The 17,659-nt window shown below is 49.6% G+C and carries 18 protein-coding genes; 16 read left to right on the top strand and 2 right to left on the bottom strand.

All coding sequences use genetic code 11. The features are described 5' to 3' along the window. Positions 1 to 8: 8 nt before the first annotated feature. The 10 genes from P6574_RS17330 to P6574_RS17285 all read left to right on the top strand — a co-directional run bounded on the left by P6574_RS17330 (position 9) and on the right by P6574_RS17285 (position 11,331). Positions 9 to 302 carry a DUF2849 domain-containing protein gene (locus tag P6574_RS17330; protein WP_310621495.1) on the top strand — a complete coding sequence of 98 codons (294 nt, stop codon included), beginning with the start codon at positions 9 to 11 and terminating at the stop codon, positions 300 to 302. A 27-nt stretch (positions 303 to 329) separates the two neighbouring features. After that, positions 330 to 1,988 carry a nitrite/sulfite reductase gene (locus tag P6574_RS17325; protein ID WP_310621494.1) on the top strand — a complete coding sequence of 553 codons (1,659 nt, stop codon included), beginning with the start codon at positions 330 to 332 and terminating at the stop codon, positions 1,986 to 1,988. Then, on the top strand, positions 1,975 to 2,736 hold the full coding sequence (locus tag P6574_RS17320) for a phosphoadenylyl-sulfate reductase (RefSeq protein WP_310621493.1): 762 nt from the start codon (positions 1,975 to 1,977) through the stop codon (positions 2,734 to 2,736). Before P6574_RS17325 ends, P6574_RS17320 begins: the two co-directional genes overlap by 14 nt. A gap of 12 nt (positions 2,737 to 2,748) precedes the next feature. Beyond that, positions 2,749 to 3,264, top strand: coding sequence for a DUF934 domain-containing protein (locus P6574_RS17315; protein WP_310621492.1), 516 nt, complete (start codon positions 2,749 to 2,751; stop codon positions 3,262 to 3,264). A 113-nt stretch (positions 3,265 to 3,377) separates the two neighbouring features. Then, positions 3,378 to 3,764, top strand: coding sequence for a VOC family protein (locus P6574_RS17310; protein WP_310621491.1), 387 nt, complete (start codon positions 3,378 to 3,380; stop codon positions 3,762 to 3,764). Between the two features lie 199 nt (positions 3,765 to 3,963). Next, positions 3,964 to 5,499 carry a YjjI family glycine radical enzyme gene (locus P6574_RS17305; RefSeq protein WP_310621490.1) on the top strand — a complete coding sequence of 512 codons (1,536 nt, stop codon included), beginning with the start codon at positions 3,964 to 3,966 and terminating at the stop codon, positions 5,497 to 5,499. Next, positions 5,471 to 6,337 carry a YjjW family glycine radical enzyme activase gene (locus P6574_RS17300; protein WP_310621489.1) on the top strand — a complete coding sequence of 289 codons (867 nt, stop codon included), beginning with the start codon at positions 5,471 to 5,473 and terminating at the stop codon, positions 6,335 to 6,337. The genes P6574_RS17305 and P6574_RS17300 overlap by 29 nt, the downstream gene beginning before the upstream one ends. Before the next feature lie 181 nt (positions 6,338 to 6,518). Next, positions 6,519 to 8,978: a tetratricopeptide repeat protein gene (locus P6574_RS17295; RefSeq protein ID WP_310621488.1), complete on the top strand. Its 2,460-nt coding sequence runs from the start codon at positions 6,519 to 6,521 to the stop codon at positions 8,976 to 8,978. A gap of 118 nt (positions 8,979 to 9,096) precedes the next feature. Beyond that, positions 9,097 to 10,563 (top strand): aldehyde dehydrogenase family protein, encoded by a 1,467-nt coding sequence (locus P6574_RS17290; RefSeq protein ID WP_310621487.1) that lies wholly within the window; start codon positions 9,097 to 9,099, stop codon positions 10,561 to 10,563. A 21-nt stretch (positions 10,564 to 10,584) separates the two neighbouring features. Then, positions 10,585 to 11,331 (top strand): glucose 1-dehydrogenase, encoded by a 747-nt coding sequence (locus P6574_RS17285; RefSeq protein WP_310621486.1) that lies wholly within the window; start codon positions 10,585 to 10,587, stop codon positions 11,329 to 11,331. Here P6574_RS17285 and P6574_RS17280 read toward each other — a convergent pair. Further along, a complete protein-coding gene (locus P6574_RS17280) occupies positions 11,288 to 12,604 on the bottom strand; it encodes a diguanylate cyclase domain-containing protein (RefSeq protein WP_310621485.1) in 1,317 nt (438 codons plus the stop codon). The genes P6574_RS17285 and P6574_RS17280 overlap by 44 nt on opposite strands. Before the next feature lie 261 nt (positions 12,605 to 12,865). Then, on the bottom strand, positions 12,866 to 13,372 hold the full coding sequence (locus tag P6574_RS17275) for an Lrp/AsnC family transcriptional regulator (RefSeq protein WP_310621484.1): 507 nt from the start codon (positions 13,370 to 13,372) through the stop codon (positions 12,866 to 12,868). A 13-nt stretch (positions 13,373 to 13,385) separates the two neighbouring features. Here P6574_RS17275 and P6574_RS17270 point away from each other — a divergent pair, with 13 nt between their 5' ends. The 6 genes from P6574_RS17270 (at position 13,386) to P6574_RS17245 (ending at position 17,573) form a co-directional block, all read left to right on the top strand. Further along, entirely contained in the window at positions 13,386 to 13,697 is a 312-nt protein-coding gene (locus P6574_RS17270; RefSeq protein WP_310621483.1) for a cupin domain-containing protein, read from the top strand. A gap of 247 nt (positions 13,698 to 13,944) precedes the next feature. Beyond that, positions 13,945 to 14,640, top strand: a complete 696-nt coding sequence (locus P6574_RS17265; RefSeq protein WP_310621482.1) for a CoA transferase subunit A — start codon at positions 13,945 to 13,947, stop codon at positions 14,638 to 14,640. Positions 14,641 to 14,655: 15 nt separating this feature from the next. After that, entirely contained in the window at positions 14,656 to 15,285 is a 630-nt protein-coding gene (locus P6574_RS17260) for a CoA transferase subunit B (RefSeq protein WP_310621481.1), read from the top strand. Between the two features lie 102 nt (positions 15,286 to 15,387). Further along, positions 15,388 to 16,023: a YrbL family protein gene (locus tag P6574_RS17255; RefSeq protein ID WP_310621480.1), complete on the top strand. Its 636-nt coding sequence runs from the start codon at positions 15,388 to 15,390 to the stop codon at positions 16,021 to 16,023. An 84-nt stretch (positions 16,024 to 16,107) separates the two neighbouring features. Further along, the gene (locus P6574_RS17250) at positions 16,108 to 16,827 is read left to right on the top strand and encodes a YrbL family protein (protein ID WP_310621479.1); all 720 of its coding nucleotides are present in this window, start codon (positions 16,108 to 16,110) and stop codon (positions 16,825 to 16,827) included. Positions 16,828 to 16,946: 119 nt separating this feature from the next. Continuing rightward, a complete protein-coding gene (locus P6574_RS17245) occupies positions 16,947 to 17,573 on the top strand; it encodes a LysE family translocator (protein ID WP_310621478.1) in 627 nt (208 codons plus the stop codon). The last annotated feature ends 86 nt before the right edge of the window (positions 17,574 to 17,659 follow it).

The raw sequence follows: 17,659 nt of genomic DNA, 5'->3' as shown, positions 1-17,659 counted from the left end.
GTTTTTCGATGAAAGTCATTACTGCAAACCGTCTTTTGGACGGAGAAGTCGTTTGGCTGGGAGATGACAATGCTTGGGTTGAAGTGATTTCACAAGCAGTTCTCTTAAATGACCCAGAGCAATTGGAACAAGCGAAAAAAGCTGCCGAGAAGGCAGAGGTAGACCAACTTGTTGTTGGGGCCTACGAAATTGATGTGGTTCAGGGGCAAGGGACGGTATCTCCAAGCAAATTAAAAGAGGTAATTCGAGCAACTGGACCAACCACTCGAGTTGATTTGGGCAAACAGGCGCGAGCCCACTAGAGGCTTGATAGGAATACGAGATTTATTATGTACCGCTACGATGAATTTGACCAAGAGTTTGTAGACCAGCGTGTTGCCCAGTTTCGGGATCAGGTTCGCCGACGCCTGTCTGGAGACTTGAGCGAAGACCAGTTCAAGCCATTGCGCCTCATGAATGGCCTTTATCTCCAGCTGCATGCCTACATGCTGCGTGTGGCGATTCCTTATGGAACGCTGAACAGCGGGCAGCTGAACAAGCTGGCGCATGTGGCCCGGAAATACGACAGGGGATACGCACACTTTACGACACGTCAGAATGTTCAGTTCAACTGGCCGACATTGTCCCAGACACCAGACATTCTTGAGGAATTGGCAGAAGTGGAAATGCATGCCATTCAGACCTCAGGGAACTGCATTCGCAATGTAACTGCAGACCACTTTGCCGGAGCTGCAAAGGATGAGTTTGCCGACCCGCGTGTATATGCGGAGATTTTGCGTCAATGGTCCTCGCTGCATCCTGAGTTTACGTTCCTGCCTCGCAAGTTCAAAATCGCGATTACCGGTGCGCCTAATGATCGGGCAGCGGTTCAGGTGCACGATATTGGCTTGCAGCTTACTCAAAACGATGCGGGCGAGACAGGGTTCACTGTTTTTGTTGGTGGTGGCCTTGGACGTACGCCGATGGTTGGTCGCAAGGTGCGGGACTTCCTGCCAGAGGCTGAACTGCTTTCCTACTGTGAAGCAATTTTGCGGGTTTATAACCTCTTTGGACGGCGAGATAACAAGTATAAAGCACGCATCAAAATTCTGGTTCATGAAACCGGACTGGAAGAGCTGAAACAAAGTATTGAGACAGAGCATGAGCGTGTTAAGGACAGCATTCTCACATTGCCTCGTGACGAAGTTGAGCGCATCGATACCTATTTTGCTCCTCCCAAGTTTGAAAGCTTGGCGGAGCTGAGCGAAGCGTTTGAGGCTGAAAAGAAAAGTAATCGCGCTTTTGTAAGTTTTTGCGAGCGCAACCTGCATCCGCACAAAGCTGTGGGTTACACAAGCCTGACAATCTCCCTTAAGCCAATTGGCGGCGCACCGGGAGATGCCACAGCCGACCAAATGGATGTGATTGCAGACCTGACAAAACGGTTCGCCTATGATGAGCTGCGCGTCTCTCATGAGCAGAACCTTGTTCTACCTCATGTGAAGCTGGATGATGTGCCCCATATCTATAAGGTTCTTGCGGCCAACGGCCTTGCTGAGCCGAATGCGGGTCTTATCACGGATATGATAGCATGCCCCGGTCTGGACTACTGTGCTTTGGCAAATGCACGCTCCATACCCGTTGCCCAAGAGATCTCCCAGCGGTTTGCTGATCTGGACCGTCAGCACGATATCGGCGAACTGAAGCTGAAAATCTCTGGTTGCATTAATGCCTGTGGGCACCACCATGTCGGTCACATTGGTATTTTGGGTGTGGACCGTAAAGGGGAAGAACTCTACCAGATCACCCTTGGTGGATCGGCAGATCAAAATACATCAATCGGCAAAATTATCGGGCGCGGTTTTCCGGCAGATCAGATTGTTGATGCCGTGGAGAAGGTCGTCGAGACCTATATCGACCTTAGGGACGCCGATGATGAAGCTTTCATCGATGCCTATAGGAGACTCGGTGACAAACCGTTCAAGGAGGCCTTATATGGCGGTCGCTAGTATATCCGCCCTTGCATTGCCTGAAGGAGAACTGATTGCAGAGACAGCCGCCGAATTTGATCGCAGATACGGCGGCAGGCCTGCACAGGAAATTCTTCGTATCGCCATCAAAGAGTTGTTTGGCGGGCAGATTGCACTGGTCTCCAGTTTTGGAGCGGACTCCTCCGTTCTTTTGCACATGGTGTCCCAAATCGACAAAAATATCCCTGTTATCTTTATTGATACGGGGAAGCTGTTCGGGGAGACTAAGTACTACAGGAATATGTTGACCGAGAAACTTGGTCTGACCAATGTACGGTCCGTAACGCCTGAACCTAAGGATCTGGCGGAACATGATCCTAAAGGGGCTCTGTGGCTTCAAGATACAAACGCTTGCTGTCATATTCGAAAGGTTGTCCCTCTTGAAAGAGCTCTGGGCGGGTTCGATGCCTGGGTTTCAGGCCGCAAGCGTCACCAGTCAGACCTGCGCAGCATTCTACCTTGGTTCGAGGCTGAGGGGGGACGGGTTAAAGTCAACCCATTGGCTGATTGGTCGGCAGCGCAAATTCTGCAATATGCCCGTGAGCATAACTTGCCACCTCACCCGCTTGTCGCTGAAGGGTATCCATCCATTGGATGTATGCCCTGCACCGATAAAGTGGCTGAAGGGGAAGACCCGAGAGCAGGCCGCTGGCGCGGACAGGATAAAACAGAGTGTGGTATTCATTTATCAACACACGGCCTGCAGTTTGATGGTAGCGGCATATAAGAGTAAGATAAGATGACCCGTGAAATATATAAGAATGGCTCTATCCTCCCTGATGAGTGGGAGGTGTTGGAAGACGATGCCCAGCTTCCGGTAGATGGAAATGTGATTGTCTCTTTCCAGCGCTATTTTAAGGAAAAAGGGCAGCTGAAACAATATCACCTCTCATTGGGTGTAATTATATCTCCCGGTGATGATGTGAGCGAGCTGCAAGAGGAACTGGAGACACTTCAGCTTGTTGCTGTTGATTTTCCTGGTTTTGCAGATGGGCGCGGCTTTTCATCTGCCCGTATTTTGCGTGAAGAAATGGGCTTTACCGGAGAGATTCGTGCAAGTGGCCAGTTTATTCTGGACCAGATCTCCATGCTGACGCGTTGCGGCGTTAATAGTTTTGCTCTCGATAACCCGCACTTGCGAAAAGATCTTGAGGCGGGCAATCTGGCTGAAGTCACCGTTTATAGCCAACCTGTTGGAGCGGTCAAAGAAGTTCCCGTGGGAACGCGGCCGTGGGCAAGACGTAAGTCTGTCTGATAGCTTTGGTTGAGTTACCTCCAAGTTTCCCTTATGAGTTTATGAGAAGGTTGACGATCCGGTATGCGGAACGTACATATCATGAACATTGAGATCTGTAGTGGGGTGGAACAATGATTGGCTATGTGATGTTAGGCACCAATGATCTTGAGCGGGCAACAAGTTTCTTTGATGCCCTCTTGCAAGACATTGGCGGCAAAAAAGCTATGAGTGGCGAGAATGAAACTGCCTGGAGCTTTGGCGAGTCGGGCTTTGGCGGGAATGAAGCTTCGTTTTTCGTCACCAAACCATTCGATAAAAAGCAAGCCTGCGTGGGCAACGGCACGATGGTTGCGCTGCGAGTGCCATCCGCAGAAACCGTAGAGAAGTTGCATGGAAAAGCTCTGGAACTGGGAGCCGAGAATGAAGGCAACCCGGCTTGGCAGGGAGAGAATTTTTTTGGTGCCTATTTCAGAGACCTTGATGGCAACAAACTAAACTTCTTTTATATGAAGGGCTAAAAAAATCTGGTTGGCCGCTAGCTTTTAAGAGGTTTACGGGGCGTGTTATAGCGCCGTTTTTTGTACTCTTGAAATGATTGGGTGGATGCGACACTCTGGCGCATTCTTGCATCATGTGCCGTCATAGCGGAAAAATCGACTTCCTAGTCACTGAAATTTGGCATATCCTCCCCCTTCAAGGCCTAGGGTGGAGTAAGTAATGGCGGATATAAAAACAAAACTTCGTTCAATTGTTGAGGATGCGACACTCTCTTCTGCGCAAAAAGCACGTTATCTCTCGTTGGAAGCGGAGAATATGCTGGAGTATCCAGCTCTTGATGAGCAGACTGCCCGCGCACTGGAAGAGCGGGTCATCTGCGATATGTATGAGGGCCACGCCCCCTATAAGCCTCGCTATGTTCTACCCGATTACAGTGTAATTTTGAGAAACGGCAGTGCCTATCTTGAGCTGGACCCACCACAAGATCTGGATGAAGCAATTAATGCTTTGATGATTGCCTACCACCATGTTCCAAGTGTTACGGCGCTTCCCGTCTACATTGGCAAACTGGATGATCTTCTCACGCCATTTTGCCAAGGGGTGAGCGAAGAAAATCTCTACAGGAAAATCAAGCTCTTCTGGCAATACCTCGACCGCACCTTGCCTGATGCCTTTATGCACGCAAATATTGGGCCGCAGGATACTCCGGTTGGTCGCGCCATATTAAAGGTCGATGCTGAGCTGAAGCAGGTCGCTCCCAACCTGACATTCTTTTATGATCCTGAGATCAGCTCTGAGGAAATTATCGCCATGGCAACGGGCAATATTGTGGAATGCTCCAAGCCTCACATTGGCAACCATCCCATGCACGCATCAGAGTTTGACGAGCGTGGCTATGGAATTGTGAGCTGTTATAACTCCTTGCCGATTTGCGGCGGGGCCTCCACCTTAACCCGCATAAATCTGAAAGAGGTTGCCAAGCGGTCAGTGAGCGAGGCTGATTTTTTTGAAAACGTCCTGCCGCGCTATATTGACTTGAACTTCCGCTTGAGCGAAGTACGAATTGACTACCTGTTCAACCAATCCAATTTCTTCTCCAGTTTCCTTGTCGAGGAAGGGTGGATTGAGCGTGATCGCTTCACCGCCATGTTTGGTGTGTTTGCCATGGCCGAAGCGGTGAACCAGCTGCAACAGCTTGAGGGGCGTGCGGGGCAATACGGCCTTGATGAACAAGCCAACGAGCTGGGGTATAAAATCTCGAAGTTTCTGGCGGAGCAGGTCGCAAAGCGTCCTTTACAAGATGTATGGCGTGGCAAGGCAATGCTGCACTCTCAAGCTGGAATCAGCATTGACGAGCAAAGTACCCCGGGTATGCGCATTCCATATGGAACCGAGCCTGATCCGGTGACGCATATTAAAGCGCTGGCAGCTCATCACGCCTATTACCCCTCGGGTATCAGTGAAATTCTCACGGTGGACGAGACTGTGAAAAATAATCCTGAAGCCATGCTGCAGCTTTGCAAGGGCGCACTTGCCTCCGGTTTTAGAGAGTTCACTGCAAATGTTGCCAGTAATGATCTGGTACGGGTCACCGGCTATATGATCCGCCTGTCGGATGTGAAGAAATTCAACGAGGACAAGGGGTCGCGGGTCAATACCACCGCTTTGGGGGCAGAAGCCGCAGCGGGCACAGGCATTTTAGAACGCAAGCCAAGGGTCGTCGGGCATGAGCTCACCCCAAGCTATAGTCAGTAAGGTTCTAACCTTCTCTTGTGTAGACGGACCGGGAAACCGGCTCGTCCTGTTCCTGCAAGGGTGCAACTTTCGTTGTCCCACCTGCCACAATCCGCATACAATCGATTTTTGTAATGATTGCGGAGAGTGTATTCCTGCATGCCATGTGGAGGCGCTGTCTCTGGTTGCTGGAAAAATCAATTTTGATCCCACCCATTGCGACCAGTGTGATGCTTGCATTAAGGCCTGCCCCATTAGCGCCAACCCGATGGTACTGCATTACAGTGTTGAGGATGTTTTAGATACCGCCCGTCAGAACCTTCCGTTTTTGACCGGTATTACGGTTTCTGGCGGTGAGGCGACCGTGCAGCTGAAATTTGTGAAAGCGCTGTTTACAGCAGTAAAGCAAGATGAAAAGCTGCGCAATCTCACCTGTTTTATCGACAGCAACGGGCACCTTGGCGCCGCAGGCTGGAAAGAGCTTTTGCCGGTAACGGATGGCGTCATGCTGGATATCAAAGCGTTTTCAAAAGACCTGCATATGGAGTTGACGGGCAAAGGAAACGAGAGGGTTCTGGAAAGTGCCCGTATTTTAAAGGCTGCGGGAAAACTCCATGAAATTCGGTATCTGCTTATTCCAGATAGAAGCGATAAAGCGTGCGAGCTGGACCAACTGGGGTGCTTTATGCTGGAGTTGGGCCATGATACACGCCTGCGTCTCAACGCCTATCAGCACCATGGAGTGAGCGGAAGCGCATTGACAATAGCCAAAATGCAAGAAGCCCACGTCAGGCAAATCGCCACCACTCTTCGCGCTCAAGGATTTCCCAATATCACCACGCCAGCACTTTATTTATGAAAATTGCATCACGTTGATCAAACGCAATACGCTCAAAATGAAGAAGTTAGAGCATGAGGCGTGAATAAAAATGAATACAGCGTGCTTTAGGATCGTAAAAAATTTAACTTAAGTTGGATTTACCTTTCAGTTGAATGTTGAAAGGCTACAGATGTTATTTTATTAATTTTCAGGGGTTATCGTGCTCAGGCCTTTTGTTTTTTCTCTTATTTTATCAGTGTTTATTTTGTCAGCCGCACAGGCTGCCCCGCAACGGCCAGTAGTGGATTCTGGCGTAGGGCCGTGGGATACAAAAGGGCCTGTGGGAGGTCTCACATCCGCCCATGAAATAGAAGCTTGGAATGACATTCATGCCATTAAAGCTGCAGCCATGGGGGGAGACCCCAATGCGCAATTTGCATTGGCTGAATCCTACGAGTTTGGTGATGGGGTCACTCGGGATAGGGAACAGGCATTCCATTGGTTTAAAAAGGCGGCAGAGCATGGAAACCCTTATGCGATAGGAGCTTTGGGTGAGTTTTATGAATACGGAGATTTTGTAGAACAGGATCTGGAAAAGGCCGCAAAGAACTATTGGATCGCGGCGGAAGTCAACAGCCCGTGGTCGGCCTTTCGTCTTGCATTGCTCTATCTGGACGGACACGGGGTAAATCAAGATTATTCTCAGACTTATTTTTGGACAAAGAGTGCAGTGGATGCTGGATACGCCCCGGCCTTGACTACGCTTGCGTGGCTCTATGCACACGGGCACGGTATTCAAAAGGATTTCGATAAAGCCGTTGCACTCCATGAGGAGGCGGCTGAACGTGGGGTATCCAATGTCTATTCCTCACTTGGTGCACTTTATGAAAAGCATGAGGAATACCCCAAGCGATATGTCAAAGCCCGCGAGTTATATGAAAAAGGTATTGAGCAATTCAATGATGGAAAAGCCAAGGCGTATCTGGCGGAGCTGTACCTGAATGGAAAGGGGGGCGTGCAAAACGATGACAAGGCAAGGGAGCTGTTTGAAGCAGCTGCCGAAGATGGGATATCCTACGCCTTTAATCATCTGGCACGTGCTTATCAGTTCGGGACGCTTTACGAACTGGACCTCCCTCTCGCGCGCTTTTACTATCGCAAAGCTGCCTTGGCTAATAATGTAGACGCGCTTGAACGTTTAGGAACAATGTATCTGAATGGACGTGGTGGGCCTGTGGATCTGAAAGAGGCGCTGTGGCTTTACCGCCGGGCAGAATCTCTGGGCAGTGACTATGCCACGTTCTCAATTGGATATCTCCATGAAATTGGAGTGGATGGAGAACGAAACTGGGAAAAAGCATTGGAGCTTTATCACAGTATCAAAAACGAGATTCCAGAGGCCTATGGGTATATCGGCTTTGCATATGAACATGGTTACGGAACCGAGAAGAATCTGGAAACGGCAGAAAGTTATTATCGTAAGGGAGCCGAACTTGATGATGTCTATGCTCAGGTGCGGCTGGCATCACTTTATGTAGATCATGATCGAGGAATATCGCCCCAAACCTTAAAAGAAATAAAAGCCTATTTGACGCAAGCCATCGAAAGTGGTGATGCGGATGCTTTAACCTACTATGCCTATCTATTTGATCCCCGTTTCAACGGATTTAATGATGAAAAGCTGGCGTTGAAGTACTATGAAAAGGCGGCAAAGGCTGGCAGTGTTTTTTCAGCCTTAAGGCTCTTTGAGTTTTATAAGGAAGGAAGCGAAAGCGAGAAAAATAAAGCCTATGAGTTCTACGAGTTGGCAGGGCTTAATGGAGATGTAGAAGCGGCTCTGGCAGTGGGGAAGACAAAGGTACCCGGTTCGAGGCCAGTTAGCCAAGTAGACCTATATATGAAAGCTGCAGAACAGGGAGATGTTCGCGGGCAGGTGCTATTTGGAATAACTCAACTGGATGGACATGCAGGGCAGAAAACAGATGCGACTGGTCGTTATCTAGATGGAATACGTCACTTACAGGAAGCTTTTGAGAAGAATCCCCTTGTAGCAGCGGAGTCCTTGAAAAGCAGAGCGCCCGATGACGGGAGAATAGACTTAGGCTACCTACCTAAAACAATGGCTTGGGAGGGTGCCTTCTTGGCTTTGTTGGAGTTCCACTCCGTTTGGGATTCAGGATTAGGCGTTCAAAAAGAAGACCTGCTAAGAGTAGGAGTAGACAATCTCTACACTAGGGACAAAAACGCTTTTCAGTTTACGCTGGCCATGCTTCTAGTGGAAAAAGCGGAGAGTGATGAAGAAGTATTGGAAGAGGCGATTATGCACCTGAACATACTTGCAAATGCTGGCTACCGGAGCGCGCAATTTCTTTTGGCGGATCTTTACTTCCACGGAGAACTGGTAGAACAAAGGCTTGCAACTGTTAAACTCTGGGATGGCATTAATAAAGAGTATAGTTCAGATTCTCAGGCCCGTCTGGCTTATATTGCCTTGATGGAAGAGGAGATAAGCTTACCTGAAAGAAAGCAGGCTTTTAAAGAGCTTGTGCTGGCAGCTGAAACTGGATCGCCCGTTGCTTTAGAGCTGCTTTCAAAGCACCTTTCCAATAAGCCCTTGGATTATTATGAAAGAGACTGGTTACGGCGGCTTCAGGCTGCCGAGAGTGATCTGTCTGGATGAGGGCTACCATGCCTATTTTGTAGATGTAATCTCAGTAGTTATTCGCGGCGTTGCGCGCCCCTTTTCCATGAGGTAGCATTTCATTTGCGACTGGGAGGAACTGACGGGGGAGAGGTCAGTGGAAGAGGTGTGCACTCGAATAAAAGACTATCCGGCATTGATTGGTGGGCAAAGAACATCCGCAACCTCTGGGGAAACCTTGTGTATGCGCAGCCCATCCAATGGGGAGGTTTTTGCAAGAATTCCTCGCTGCAGTGCCTCTGATGTTGGGCGCGCGGTAGCTGCGGCAAAACATGCCTTCAAACAAGGGGCATGGCCGAGGCTTTCTGCCCCGCAAAGGGGACGCCTACTCTCCCATGTATCCCGTATGTTGGCAGAAAGGGAAGAGGAGTTTGTCGAACTTGAGGCGCTGGACACGGGCAAGCCCCTGTCTCAAGCACGCGCTGATGTGAAAGCCGCTATCCGCTATTTTGAATTTTATGGTGGTGCAGCCGATAAGATTTCCGGAGAAACCCTACCGACCTTGAGTGAAGGTTTTAGTGCCTTCACCCTGCGCCAGCCTCATGGAGTTATTGCAGCTGTTATCCCGTGGAACTATCCGTTGCAGATTATCTCGCGGATTGCCGGAGCCGCCTTGGCAATGGGGAATACGCTTGTCGTTAAACCCTCTGAAGATGCCTGCCTCTCGGTTATTCGTCTGGGGGAGATAATGAGCGAGCTGGGTTTTCCCGCAGGCGTCTTTAATGTGGTTACTGGATATGGGGATGAAGCGGGGGCAGCTTTGGCTCATAATCTGGATGTCAACTTTCTCACGTTTACCGGCTCTCCCGAGGTTGGGACCTTCATTCAATCTGCCGCTGCCCGCAACCACATTGGTTGCACCTTGGAACTGGGAGGAAAGTCCCCGCAGATTCTGTTTGAGGATGCCGATCTAGACGCAGCAGTACCTGCCATAAGCAAGGCTCTTACGCAAAACGGGGGGCAAACGTGCTCAGCTGGGAGCCGCGTTCTTGTTCAAGAAAATCTCTGGGACGAGGCTTGTAATCGCCTGCGTACAAAGTTCAGGGCCGTTGTTGCAGGCCCACATGAACAGGACTTGGACTTCGGCCCGCTGATCAATGCCTCGCAGGCGCGCCGTGTTGCCGCTTACTGTGCTCAAGCCGAGAAAGACGGGGTGCCGCTTTTAGCTGAAGGAACTCTGGTGCCGGATATCCCTCCGGAAGGATATTATAGAACCGCTCGCCTTTATGGCCCCGTTCCCGCTCACCACCCATTGGCACAGGAAGAGGTGTTCGGTCCCGTCCTTGCCATGATCCCGTTTAAAGATGAGCAGGAGGCCATTGAGATTGCCAATGCAACGGCGTTCGGGCTGGTGGCAGGTGTCTGGACGCGGGATCTGGCTCGGTCAATGCGGGTGGTTCGGGCCGTTGAGTGTGGGCAGGTCTTCGTGAATGCTTATGGCGCGGGGGGAGGCGTGGAACTTCCGTTTGGCGGGGTTAAAAAGTCCGGTCATGGCAGGGAGAAGGGGTTCGAGGCCCTCAAAGAGTTCTCCTCGATTAAAACGGTCGTAATTAATCATGGATGAGTTCGTTAAAGGGGGAACGTCATGCGTTTGGAAGGGAAAACAGCTATTGTTACCGGTGCGGCATCCGGATTCGGAAAAGCCATTGCTCAAAGGTTTGCCAGCGAAGGGGCCCTAGTGATTATTGCTGACCGTAACGGTCCGGCAGCAGAGCAAACCGCAAAGAGTATTGGTCCGCGGGCCCGGGCAATTCAGGCGGATGTTACGCAAAAACAGCAGGTAATAGAAATGGTCGCCATGGCACTGGCACACAGCGGGAAGCTGGACATCCTTGTCAACAATGCGGGCTTTTCCCATCGCAACGGCAGCTTGCTTGAAGTTGAAGAAGAAACTTTTGACCAGATCATGGCAGTGAATGCAAAGGCTCTGTATCTGGCGGCTTTGGTTGCAATTCCCGAAATGGAAAAAAATGGTGGCGGGGTTATTTTAAACACTGCATCAACGGCTGGCCTGCGTCCAAGGCCGGGGCTCACATGGTATAATGCTTCCAAAGGGTTTGCCATCACAGCCACAAAATCTATGGCGGCGGAGCTGGGGCCTAAAAATATAAGGGTAAATGCGCTCTGTCCCGTTGTCGGTGAAACGCCGATGCTTCCACTCTTTCTAGGGGAAGATACGCAGGAAAAACGTGCGGAATTCACTGCAGGAATTCCCTTGGGCCGTCTTTCGCAGCCCTCAGACATAGCAAGCGCCGCCCTTTGGCTAGCCTCGGATGAAGCGGCGTTTATTACAGGTGTGGCTCTAGAAGTCGATGGTGGCCGTTGTGTTTAGGAGCGGCCTGATTGGCTGCAACAATTCGGTTTCGGCCACTCTCTTTTGCTTCATATAGGCATTGGTCGGCAGTTCGCAGGGCTGCGGCCAGATTGTCTTCTTCACCGGAAGAAAGCCCAATACTAATTGTGACATTTGAAAACAGCGTCGGGTTTTCCGGTGGTGTGATGGGCATGGAGGCGAGCAGCTTTTTGAGGAAGTTCTTGGCATCTTGCTCAGTAGTTTCGGGCAGAGCCACGCAAAACTCATCACCGCCAATGCGTACAGCAAGCCCTCCATCGGGAATCAGCTTATTGATCCTGTGGGCGATGGCGGTGATCAGTTGATCTCCCGCCCCATGGCCATGGCGATCATTCACCTGTTTAAAGCGGTCAATGTCAATCATAGCGTAACGGAGTGACTTTCCGCTCTGGTGGAGAGATCTATGCAAACTCTTAATGGTTTCATGCAGGTAACGGTGATTGAACAACCCCGTCATCGGGTCGCGATTGGCCAGATCAGTGAGTTTTTGGATATGGTCAAGATTGTCAAGGTTCTGGGCAACTCGCAATGCCAGTTCTTCGGGAGTGCTGGATTTAGTCAGGAAATCATTGGCTCCGGACTTCAGGAACTGGGCTGTGAGTTCCGGGCACGGGCCTTCCGCAATTCCGATTATAACCAGCTCTCTCATACCATAGAGCTTCCGGATCTTGGTTAGGGTCTGATAGCCGTTAAGGTCCGGGAAGTTCTGACCGAGAAGGACCATACGAATTGAGGGGTCATCCTGCAATATTTCAAGGGTTTGAGCACTGGTTGCCGCAGTCTCCACCTGCAAACATGTCTTGGACAGCCTGTCTTTCAATATCTGCCGATGAGCGCTTGTCCCCGCCGCAACAAGAATGCGGGTTCGTGTATTGCGTTCAACACGCCTTACAAGGCCGCTAAGATAGCTCAAACTTGCCGGTGCATCTTTGAGTACGTAGTCCACTACGCCTTTGGCAAGAATGGTGTTGCGGATGTCTTCGTCAAACCGGCCGGAAAAGACTATTGTAGGTAGACCAGCGGATACGGTCAGGTCCACAACTTCTCCGTTAGGTGCATCTGGAAGTGTAAGATCTACAAGTGCAAGAAAAGGTTTGTAATCAGGTTTATTTACAAGTGACTGGGCCTGCGAAAATGTTTTGGCAACATCTACGTCGTGAAATCCGGCCTTGTTTAGTTCAGCCATAATAACCCTTGCGAAAAAACTTGTATCCTCGACGACGAGAATTTTTCGAGCTGTGGACTTTACCATAGGATTACTCAGCGCGTTGTACTTTAGTCTAAAACTATTGTGTCGATTAAAACCACTTAAGCAAATACTGAAATACCATGGTTTCTACTTAGTTAAAAATTTAATTAATTCATGCTGTTAATTTGTCAAAATGAAAAATACTATATTTTGCTAGTGTATTTTTTGTAGTCTATTGTTTTAAAAAGTCTTTTTATGAAGAGTGGGGTGAGCTACAGTTTAGCCTATGGCGATATTTTATTAGGGAGAGCACCTGGATAATCCTTAGTCGTGCCGACTTAAAATAATCTGGCTATGGGCTGAGGTGATGAGCGGGCTGGAGCCGATTCGATCATTCAGTCTGCTGAGCTCGTCCATAGAAGGTACAGCACAGATCGCGATTGCATCGAGATTTCCCGCCAAGGAATACACCGCTGAAACCCCTTCCAAAGACGAAAGCCACGTCAAAGCCGGCTCGCAGGGGCGCTCTGCAATATCTATGAATAGAACGGCTCTGATAAGGTCGGCCTGATGAGCATTCGTTGCTGTGTGGTATCCTTGTATGACCTTCGACTTCTCCAGTTTGCCAATCCGGTCCTGAACTGCAGTGCGGGAGAGGCCAATTTCCCGTCCTATGGCGGCAGCGCTCGCGCGGGCATTCTTTTCCAGTATGGCAAGGATGCGCTTGTCAGTCTTGTTAATGTCCACCAGTAAACCTCGAAACGTCAGGTAATTACGTCGGTTCGCAAGTTGGTTCAGCCGACAGCCGGAGGTATGTGTATTGCACAGCAAATGGAGGCTATCAATGCGAAAAATAATCGCGAAAGAGTTTACCGGAAATCGTGCATGGGCAGCTATGGATATTGAAGAGATGGAGTGTGCAAGCCTGCGCCTTCACTGGACCGATAAACCCTATATTTGGCATGTGAATGACGGGCCTGAGGTCTTTGTGGTTTTGGATGGCGAGGTCGATATGCATACCAGATCTGAAGAGGGCGAAGAGACCTTTCACCTTAAGGTGGGGGATATTTTTCATGTACAAGAAGGCGATGAGCATATGGCCCACCCAAGGGGGGCAGCCAGAATTCTGGTGGTTGAGAAAGCTGGCAGTATATGACTTGGCATGCGGCGAAACTCACCAATGAAAGGGAAACTAGGGCTTTGCTCAGTAAAGCCTACTAAATGTTTAGGCTGAGATAGAACTTATCTTCTTTAATATAGTCTTGGTTTCATCCTTGGATTAAGCTATCAAAATTACATAGGAGACTCAGAAAAATGCGCATGGGGGGCATTTTTCCAAGTTGTTCGCTCTTTTTTGCTCATGCCAACAGAGAGCATACTGTGAAAATTACTGGGAGATCGTAATGAATAAAGTTTTCCCGTCAGCGGCAGCGGCTCTTGAAGGCCTTCCCTTCGACGGCATGACCGTGATGGTTGGTGGCTTTGGCCTCTGTGGCATTCCCGAAAATCTTATCATAGCTTTGCGCGATTCAGGTGTATCGGGACTGACAGTCATTTCCAATAATTGTGGTGTCGATGATTTTGGCTCCGGCATCATGTTGCAAACACGGCAGATCGATAAGATGGTTTCCTCCTATGTGGGAGAAAACGCAATATTTGCCAAGCAGTATCTGAACGGAGAGCTGGAGCTGGAGTTTAACCCGCAAGGAACACTTGCCGAACGGATCCGGGCAGGGGGTGCGGGAATACCGGGCTTTTACACTAAAACCGGTGTTGGTACCTTGATTGCGGAAGGTAAAGAGCACAAGGATTTCAACGGTGAAACCCATATCATGGAAACCGGGCTGACCGCTGATATCTCCTTGGTAAAAGCGTGGAGGGGGGACCATGAAGGGAACCTCATATTCCGTAAGACAGCGCGCAATTTCAATCCCATGATGGCAACAGCTGGCAAGATTACTCTGGTTGAGGTTGAGGAGCTGGTGGAAACGGGAAAGCTTGATCCCGATCAGATCCATACTCCCGGAATTTTTGTTGACCGTATCAGTCAGGGAAATTTTGAAAAACGCATTGAGCAACGCACAATCCGTGAAGGATAAGGGAGGACTTAAGTCATGGCTTGGACCCGCGATGAAATGGCCGCCCTTGCGGCTGAGGAGTTAAAAGACGGTTTCTATGTGAACCTTGGGATCGGAATCCCCACATTGGTTTCCAACTATATCCCCGACGGCGTGAATGTTACTTTGCAATCGGAAAACGGAATGTTGGGCATGGGGCCGTTTCCTACCGCCGATGAAATTGATGCCGACCTGATCAATGCCGGTAAACAGACAATCACCGAGTTGAAACGGACCAGCTATTTTTCTTCGGCAGACAGCTTCGCCATGATCCGTGGTGGACATATTGACCTGTCTATTCTTGGGGCTATGGAAGTTGCCGAGAACGGGGATTTGGCCAACTGGATGATCCCCGGCAAGCTTGTTAAAGGAATGGGCGGCGCGATGGATCTGGTTGCCGGCGTCAAGCGCGTGGTGGTTGTTATGGACCATACAAGCAAATCAGGAGCCCCAAAACTTTTGAAAAAATGTAGCTTGCCCCTGACCGGCGTTCGCTGTGTTGACCGCATCATCACTGATCTCGGGGTCTTTGATGTGGTTGAAGGCGGCCTGCAAGTTATCCAGCTTGCTCCGGGAGTAACTCTGGAGGAAGTGAAGGGGAAAACAGAGGCAACGCTGATTTCCTAGGCTGAAGCGGTGCCCGCTTCCAATTATATCGGATAAATTCCCAATCTTGATCCTTAGGTTACGATTTGGTAACCATGCCCCCTAAGACATTAGGGGGCTTTTTTGATAATTTTGCAGGACGGGAATCGGCTGGCATCGGGAACTAAGCGCGATGTCTATATACATCCCCATGATAATTTAAAGTGCATAAAAGTCGATAGGGGTGTCTTGGCGCGGGCAGAAAGCGGGACAAATCATGAGGCTGCATTCTACTCTTATATGTATAGCAAACGTGGTAAAGTCGACTTTAAGGCACTGTCCTCATACTACGGTACCGTCCAAACCAATATGGGAGTTGGAACGGTATTTGCGCTTATCAGGGATGAAGATACGCAGGAGCCTTCCAAGACGCTTTACCATGAGATGCTTCGAGATCACAGTGAGGAAGAGAAGGCGAAACATTCTAGAGCCCTTAAAACCTTCAGAAGAAAGCTGTTAAGGGATGGAGTTCTTTGCCGGGACCTCGCCTACCTCAATGTTTGCGTGCAAAAGAAGACGAATGGCGATTATCAGTACTTTGTAATTGATGGCATGGGGCATCCCAGATACCGTGGCTATAGCCGACTGGCGACTTTTTTCACCATGCTGGGCAAAATTAGAAAGAAAAAGATGACTTCCTATCGGAAGCTCAAATCCGCCTGCCTTAATTATAAAGTCAGTCAAAATCGTTGGAAGGCATGGAGCCCTTCACAAGGGTAATTGCGCGTGTTGTTCACCGGTTACATTTCTCTTGCGAGCCTCGTTACCTATTGGTAATGGTCACCCTGGATATAGGGGGTGCAATTGCTGCAACTAAGAGAAGAAGATCATTTCGCCTCGGGCGGTATACGTGACATTTATTATCACCCGCACAATAAAGAGCTGTGTATCAAGGTCGATAAGAATACATCAGGCCCAAGGGAACGTCTCAATCACGGCCAATTCGGAACAAGCGCCGAGTTGGACTACTATTCGTTTCTGGAACAGAAGCGTGGTCATTTAAATTTTCACGCAATTGCGCAATTTTATGATTCCGTTGAAACTTCTCGGGGACGCGGGGCGGTTTTCCAGCTGGTTAAGGATGAAACGTCGCAGCACCCCTCCAAGACATTGTTCCATGAAATGTCAAAGGAGCATGACGTTTCCGAGCAAAAGAAGCATAGCGTCGCTCTACGGGAGTTTAAAAAGAGGCTTCTAAAAGACAGGGTGCTGTGCCGCGACCTGAAGCCGATTAATATTTGCGTGCAAAAATTGAAAGACGGGACCTATCGGTATGTTCTGGTCGATGGGATCGGGCACAAGAGCTACCGAAAGTACGGTAGTTTGCGTACCTATATTAAAATGTTGAGGCACCTTCACCGCAGGGAAATGAGATCCTATAGGGTTTTGAAAACGGCCTGTTCGACGAATGGTGTTTGGGCGGAACACATGAAGGGGCGTGCCGCAAGACAAACGGATGCGCCAAGAAACGGCAAAATGTCCGGGCTGAATCCCTTAAGGCTCTTTAAGAGCCTACGCACATAAGAAAAGTTGAGGCAAAGAACGAGAGCAGTTTTTGGGCAAAGATTGCCATTATTTTTGAAGAAAAAGTGTGGTAGGTGGCCCTAGTCGTTTTAGGTTCCACCTAAGCTGAGGAGCTTCTCTTGATTCCATTCGATGTTCTCGCCGGTTTTTTCTCCGTCACGATCTTGCTGGCATTGGCTCCGGGGCCTGATAATATTTTTGTGCTGACCCAGTCTGCCGTATCAGGCCGCTCAGCAGGGGTTGTTGTTACTCTAGGGTTATGTACGGGGCTCATTTTTCACACGCTGGCTGTTGCCTTGGGTGTGACGGCTATTTTTCAAGCCTCGGAACTGGCGTTCACATTGGTGAAGGCCTTGGGTGTGGGATACCTTTTGTATCTGGCTTGGGGTGCTTTTCGGGCGAAGCCACAGCCAATTGCACCCGGCGCAGCGGAAAAAGCCTCTCTTATGCCGCTTTACCGACGCGGTGTGATTATGAATATCACAAATCCGAAAGTGGGTATTTTCTTCCTGTCCTTCCTGCCCCAATTTATTGACCCTGCCAGAGGGGCACTTTTGCCGCAATTTGTTCAGTTGGGCGCGGTGTTTATTCTGTCCACGCTTCTTGTTTTCGGGGGCGTTGCGTTGGCGGCTGGAGTTATTGGCGAACGCTTGAACCAGTCTGTTATGGCTCAAACGGTCATGAATCGTATTGCTTCTGTTGTGTTTATTGGCATGGCGCTGAAACTGGCAGCAACAACGAGATAGCCCGTTTTATACCAAGCTGCATTATCGGGAACCTATAGGAAACCGCTTTCTTGCTCAGATGGAACCCAATAAGTTCCTCTTATTTC

The organism is Pseudovibrio sp. M1P-2-3 (assembly GCF_031501865.1).
Taxonomy (GTDB): domain Bacteria; phylum Pseudomonadota; class Alphaproteobacteria; order Rhizobiales; family Stappiaceae; genus Pseudovibrio; species Pseudovibrio corallicola.
Note: the sequence above shows the minus strand (reverse complement) of the source record. Positions and strands in the feature narration are given on the sequence as shown.

What these genes read in the sequence shown, in the direction of transcription:
- P6574_RS17330 (WP_310621495.1), top strand. Translation starts at nt 9, where the DNA reads ATGAAAGTCATTACTGCAAACCGTCTTTTGGACGGAGAAGTCGTTTGG.
- P6574_RS17325 (WP_310621494.1), top strand. Translation starts at nt 330, where the DNA reads ATGTACCGCTACGATGAATTTGACCAAGAGTTTGTAGACCAGCGTGTT.
- P6574_RS17320 (WP_310621493.1), top strand. Translation starts at nt 1,975, where the DNA reads ATGGCGGTCGCTAGTATATCCGCCCTTGCATTGCCTGAAGGAGAACTG.
- P6574_RS17315 (WP_310621492.1), top strand. Translation starts at nt 2,749, where the DNA reads ATGACCCGTGAAATATATAAGAATGGCTCTATCCTCCCTGATGAGTGG.
- P6574_RS17310 (WP_310621491.1), top strand. Translation starts at nt 3,378, where the DNA reads ATGATTGGCTATGTGATGTTAGGCACCAATGATCTTGAGCGGGCAACA.
- P6574_RS17305 (WP_310621490.1), top strand. Translation starts at nt 3,964, where the DNA reads ATGGCGGATATAAAAACAAAACTTCGTTCAATTGTTGAGGATGCGACA.
- P6574_RS17300 (WP_310621489.1), top strand. Translation starts at nt 5,471, where the DNA reads ATGAGCTCACCCCAAGCTATAGTCAGTAAGGTTCTAACCTTCTCTTGT.
- P6574_RS17285 (WP_310621486.1), top strand. Translation starts at nt 10,585, where the DNA reads ATGCGTTTGGAAGGGAAAACAGCTATTGTTACCGGTGCGGCATCCGGA.
- P6574_RS17280 (WP_310621485.1), bottom strand. Translation starts at nt 12,604, where the DNA reads ATGGTAAAGTCCACAGCTCGAAAAATTCTCGTCGTCGAGGATACAAGT.
- P6574_RS17270 (WP_310621483.1), top strand. Translation starts at nt 13,386, where the DNA reads ATGCGAAAAATAATCGCGAAAGAGTTTACCGGAAATCGTGCATGGGCA.
- P6574_RS17265 (WP_310621482.1), top strand. Translation starts at nt 13,945, where the DNA reads ATGAATAAAGTTTTCCCGTCAGCGGCAGCGGCTCTTGAAGGCCTTCCC.
- P6574_RS17260 (WP_310621481.1), top strand. Translation starts at nt 14,656, where the DNA reads ATGGCTTGGACCCGCGATGAAATGGCCGCCCTTGCGGCTGAGGAGTTA.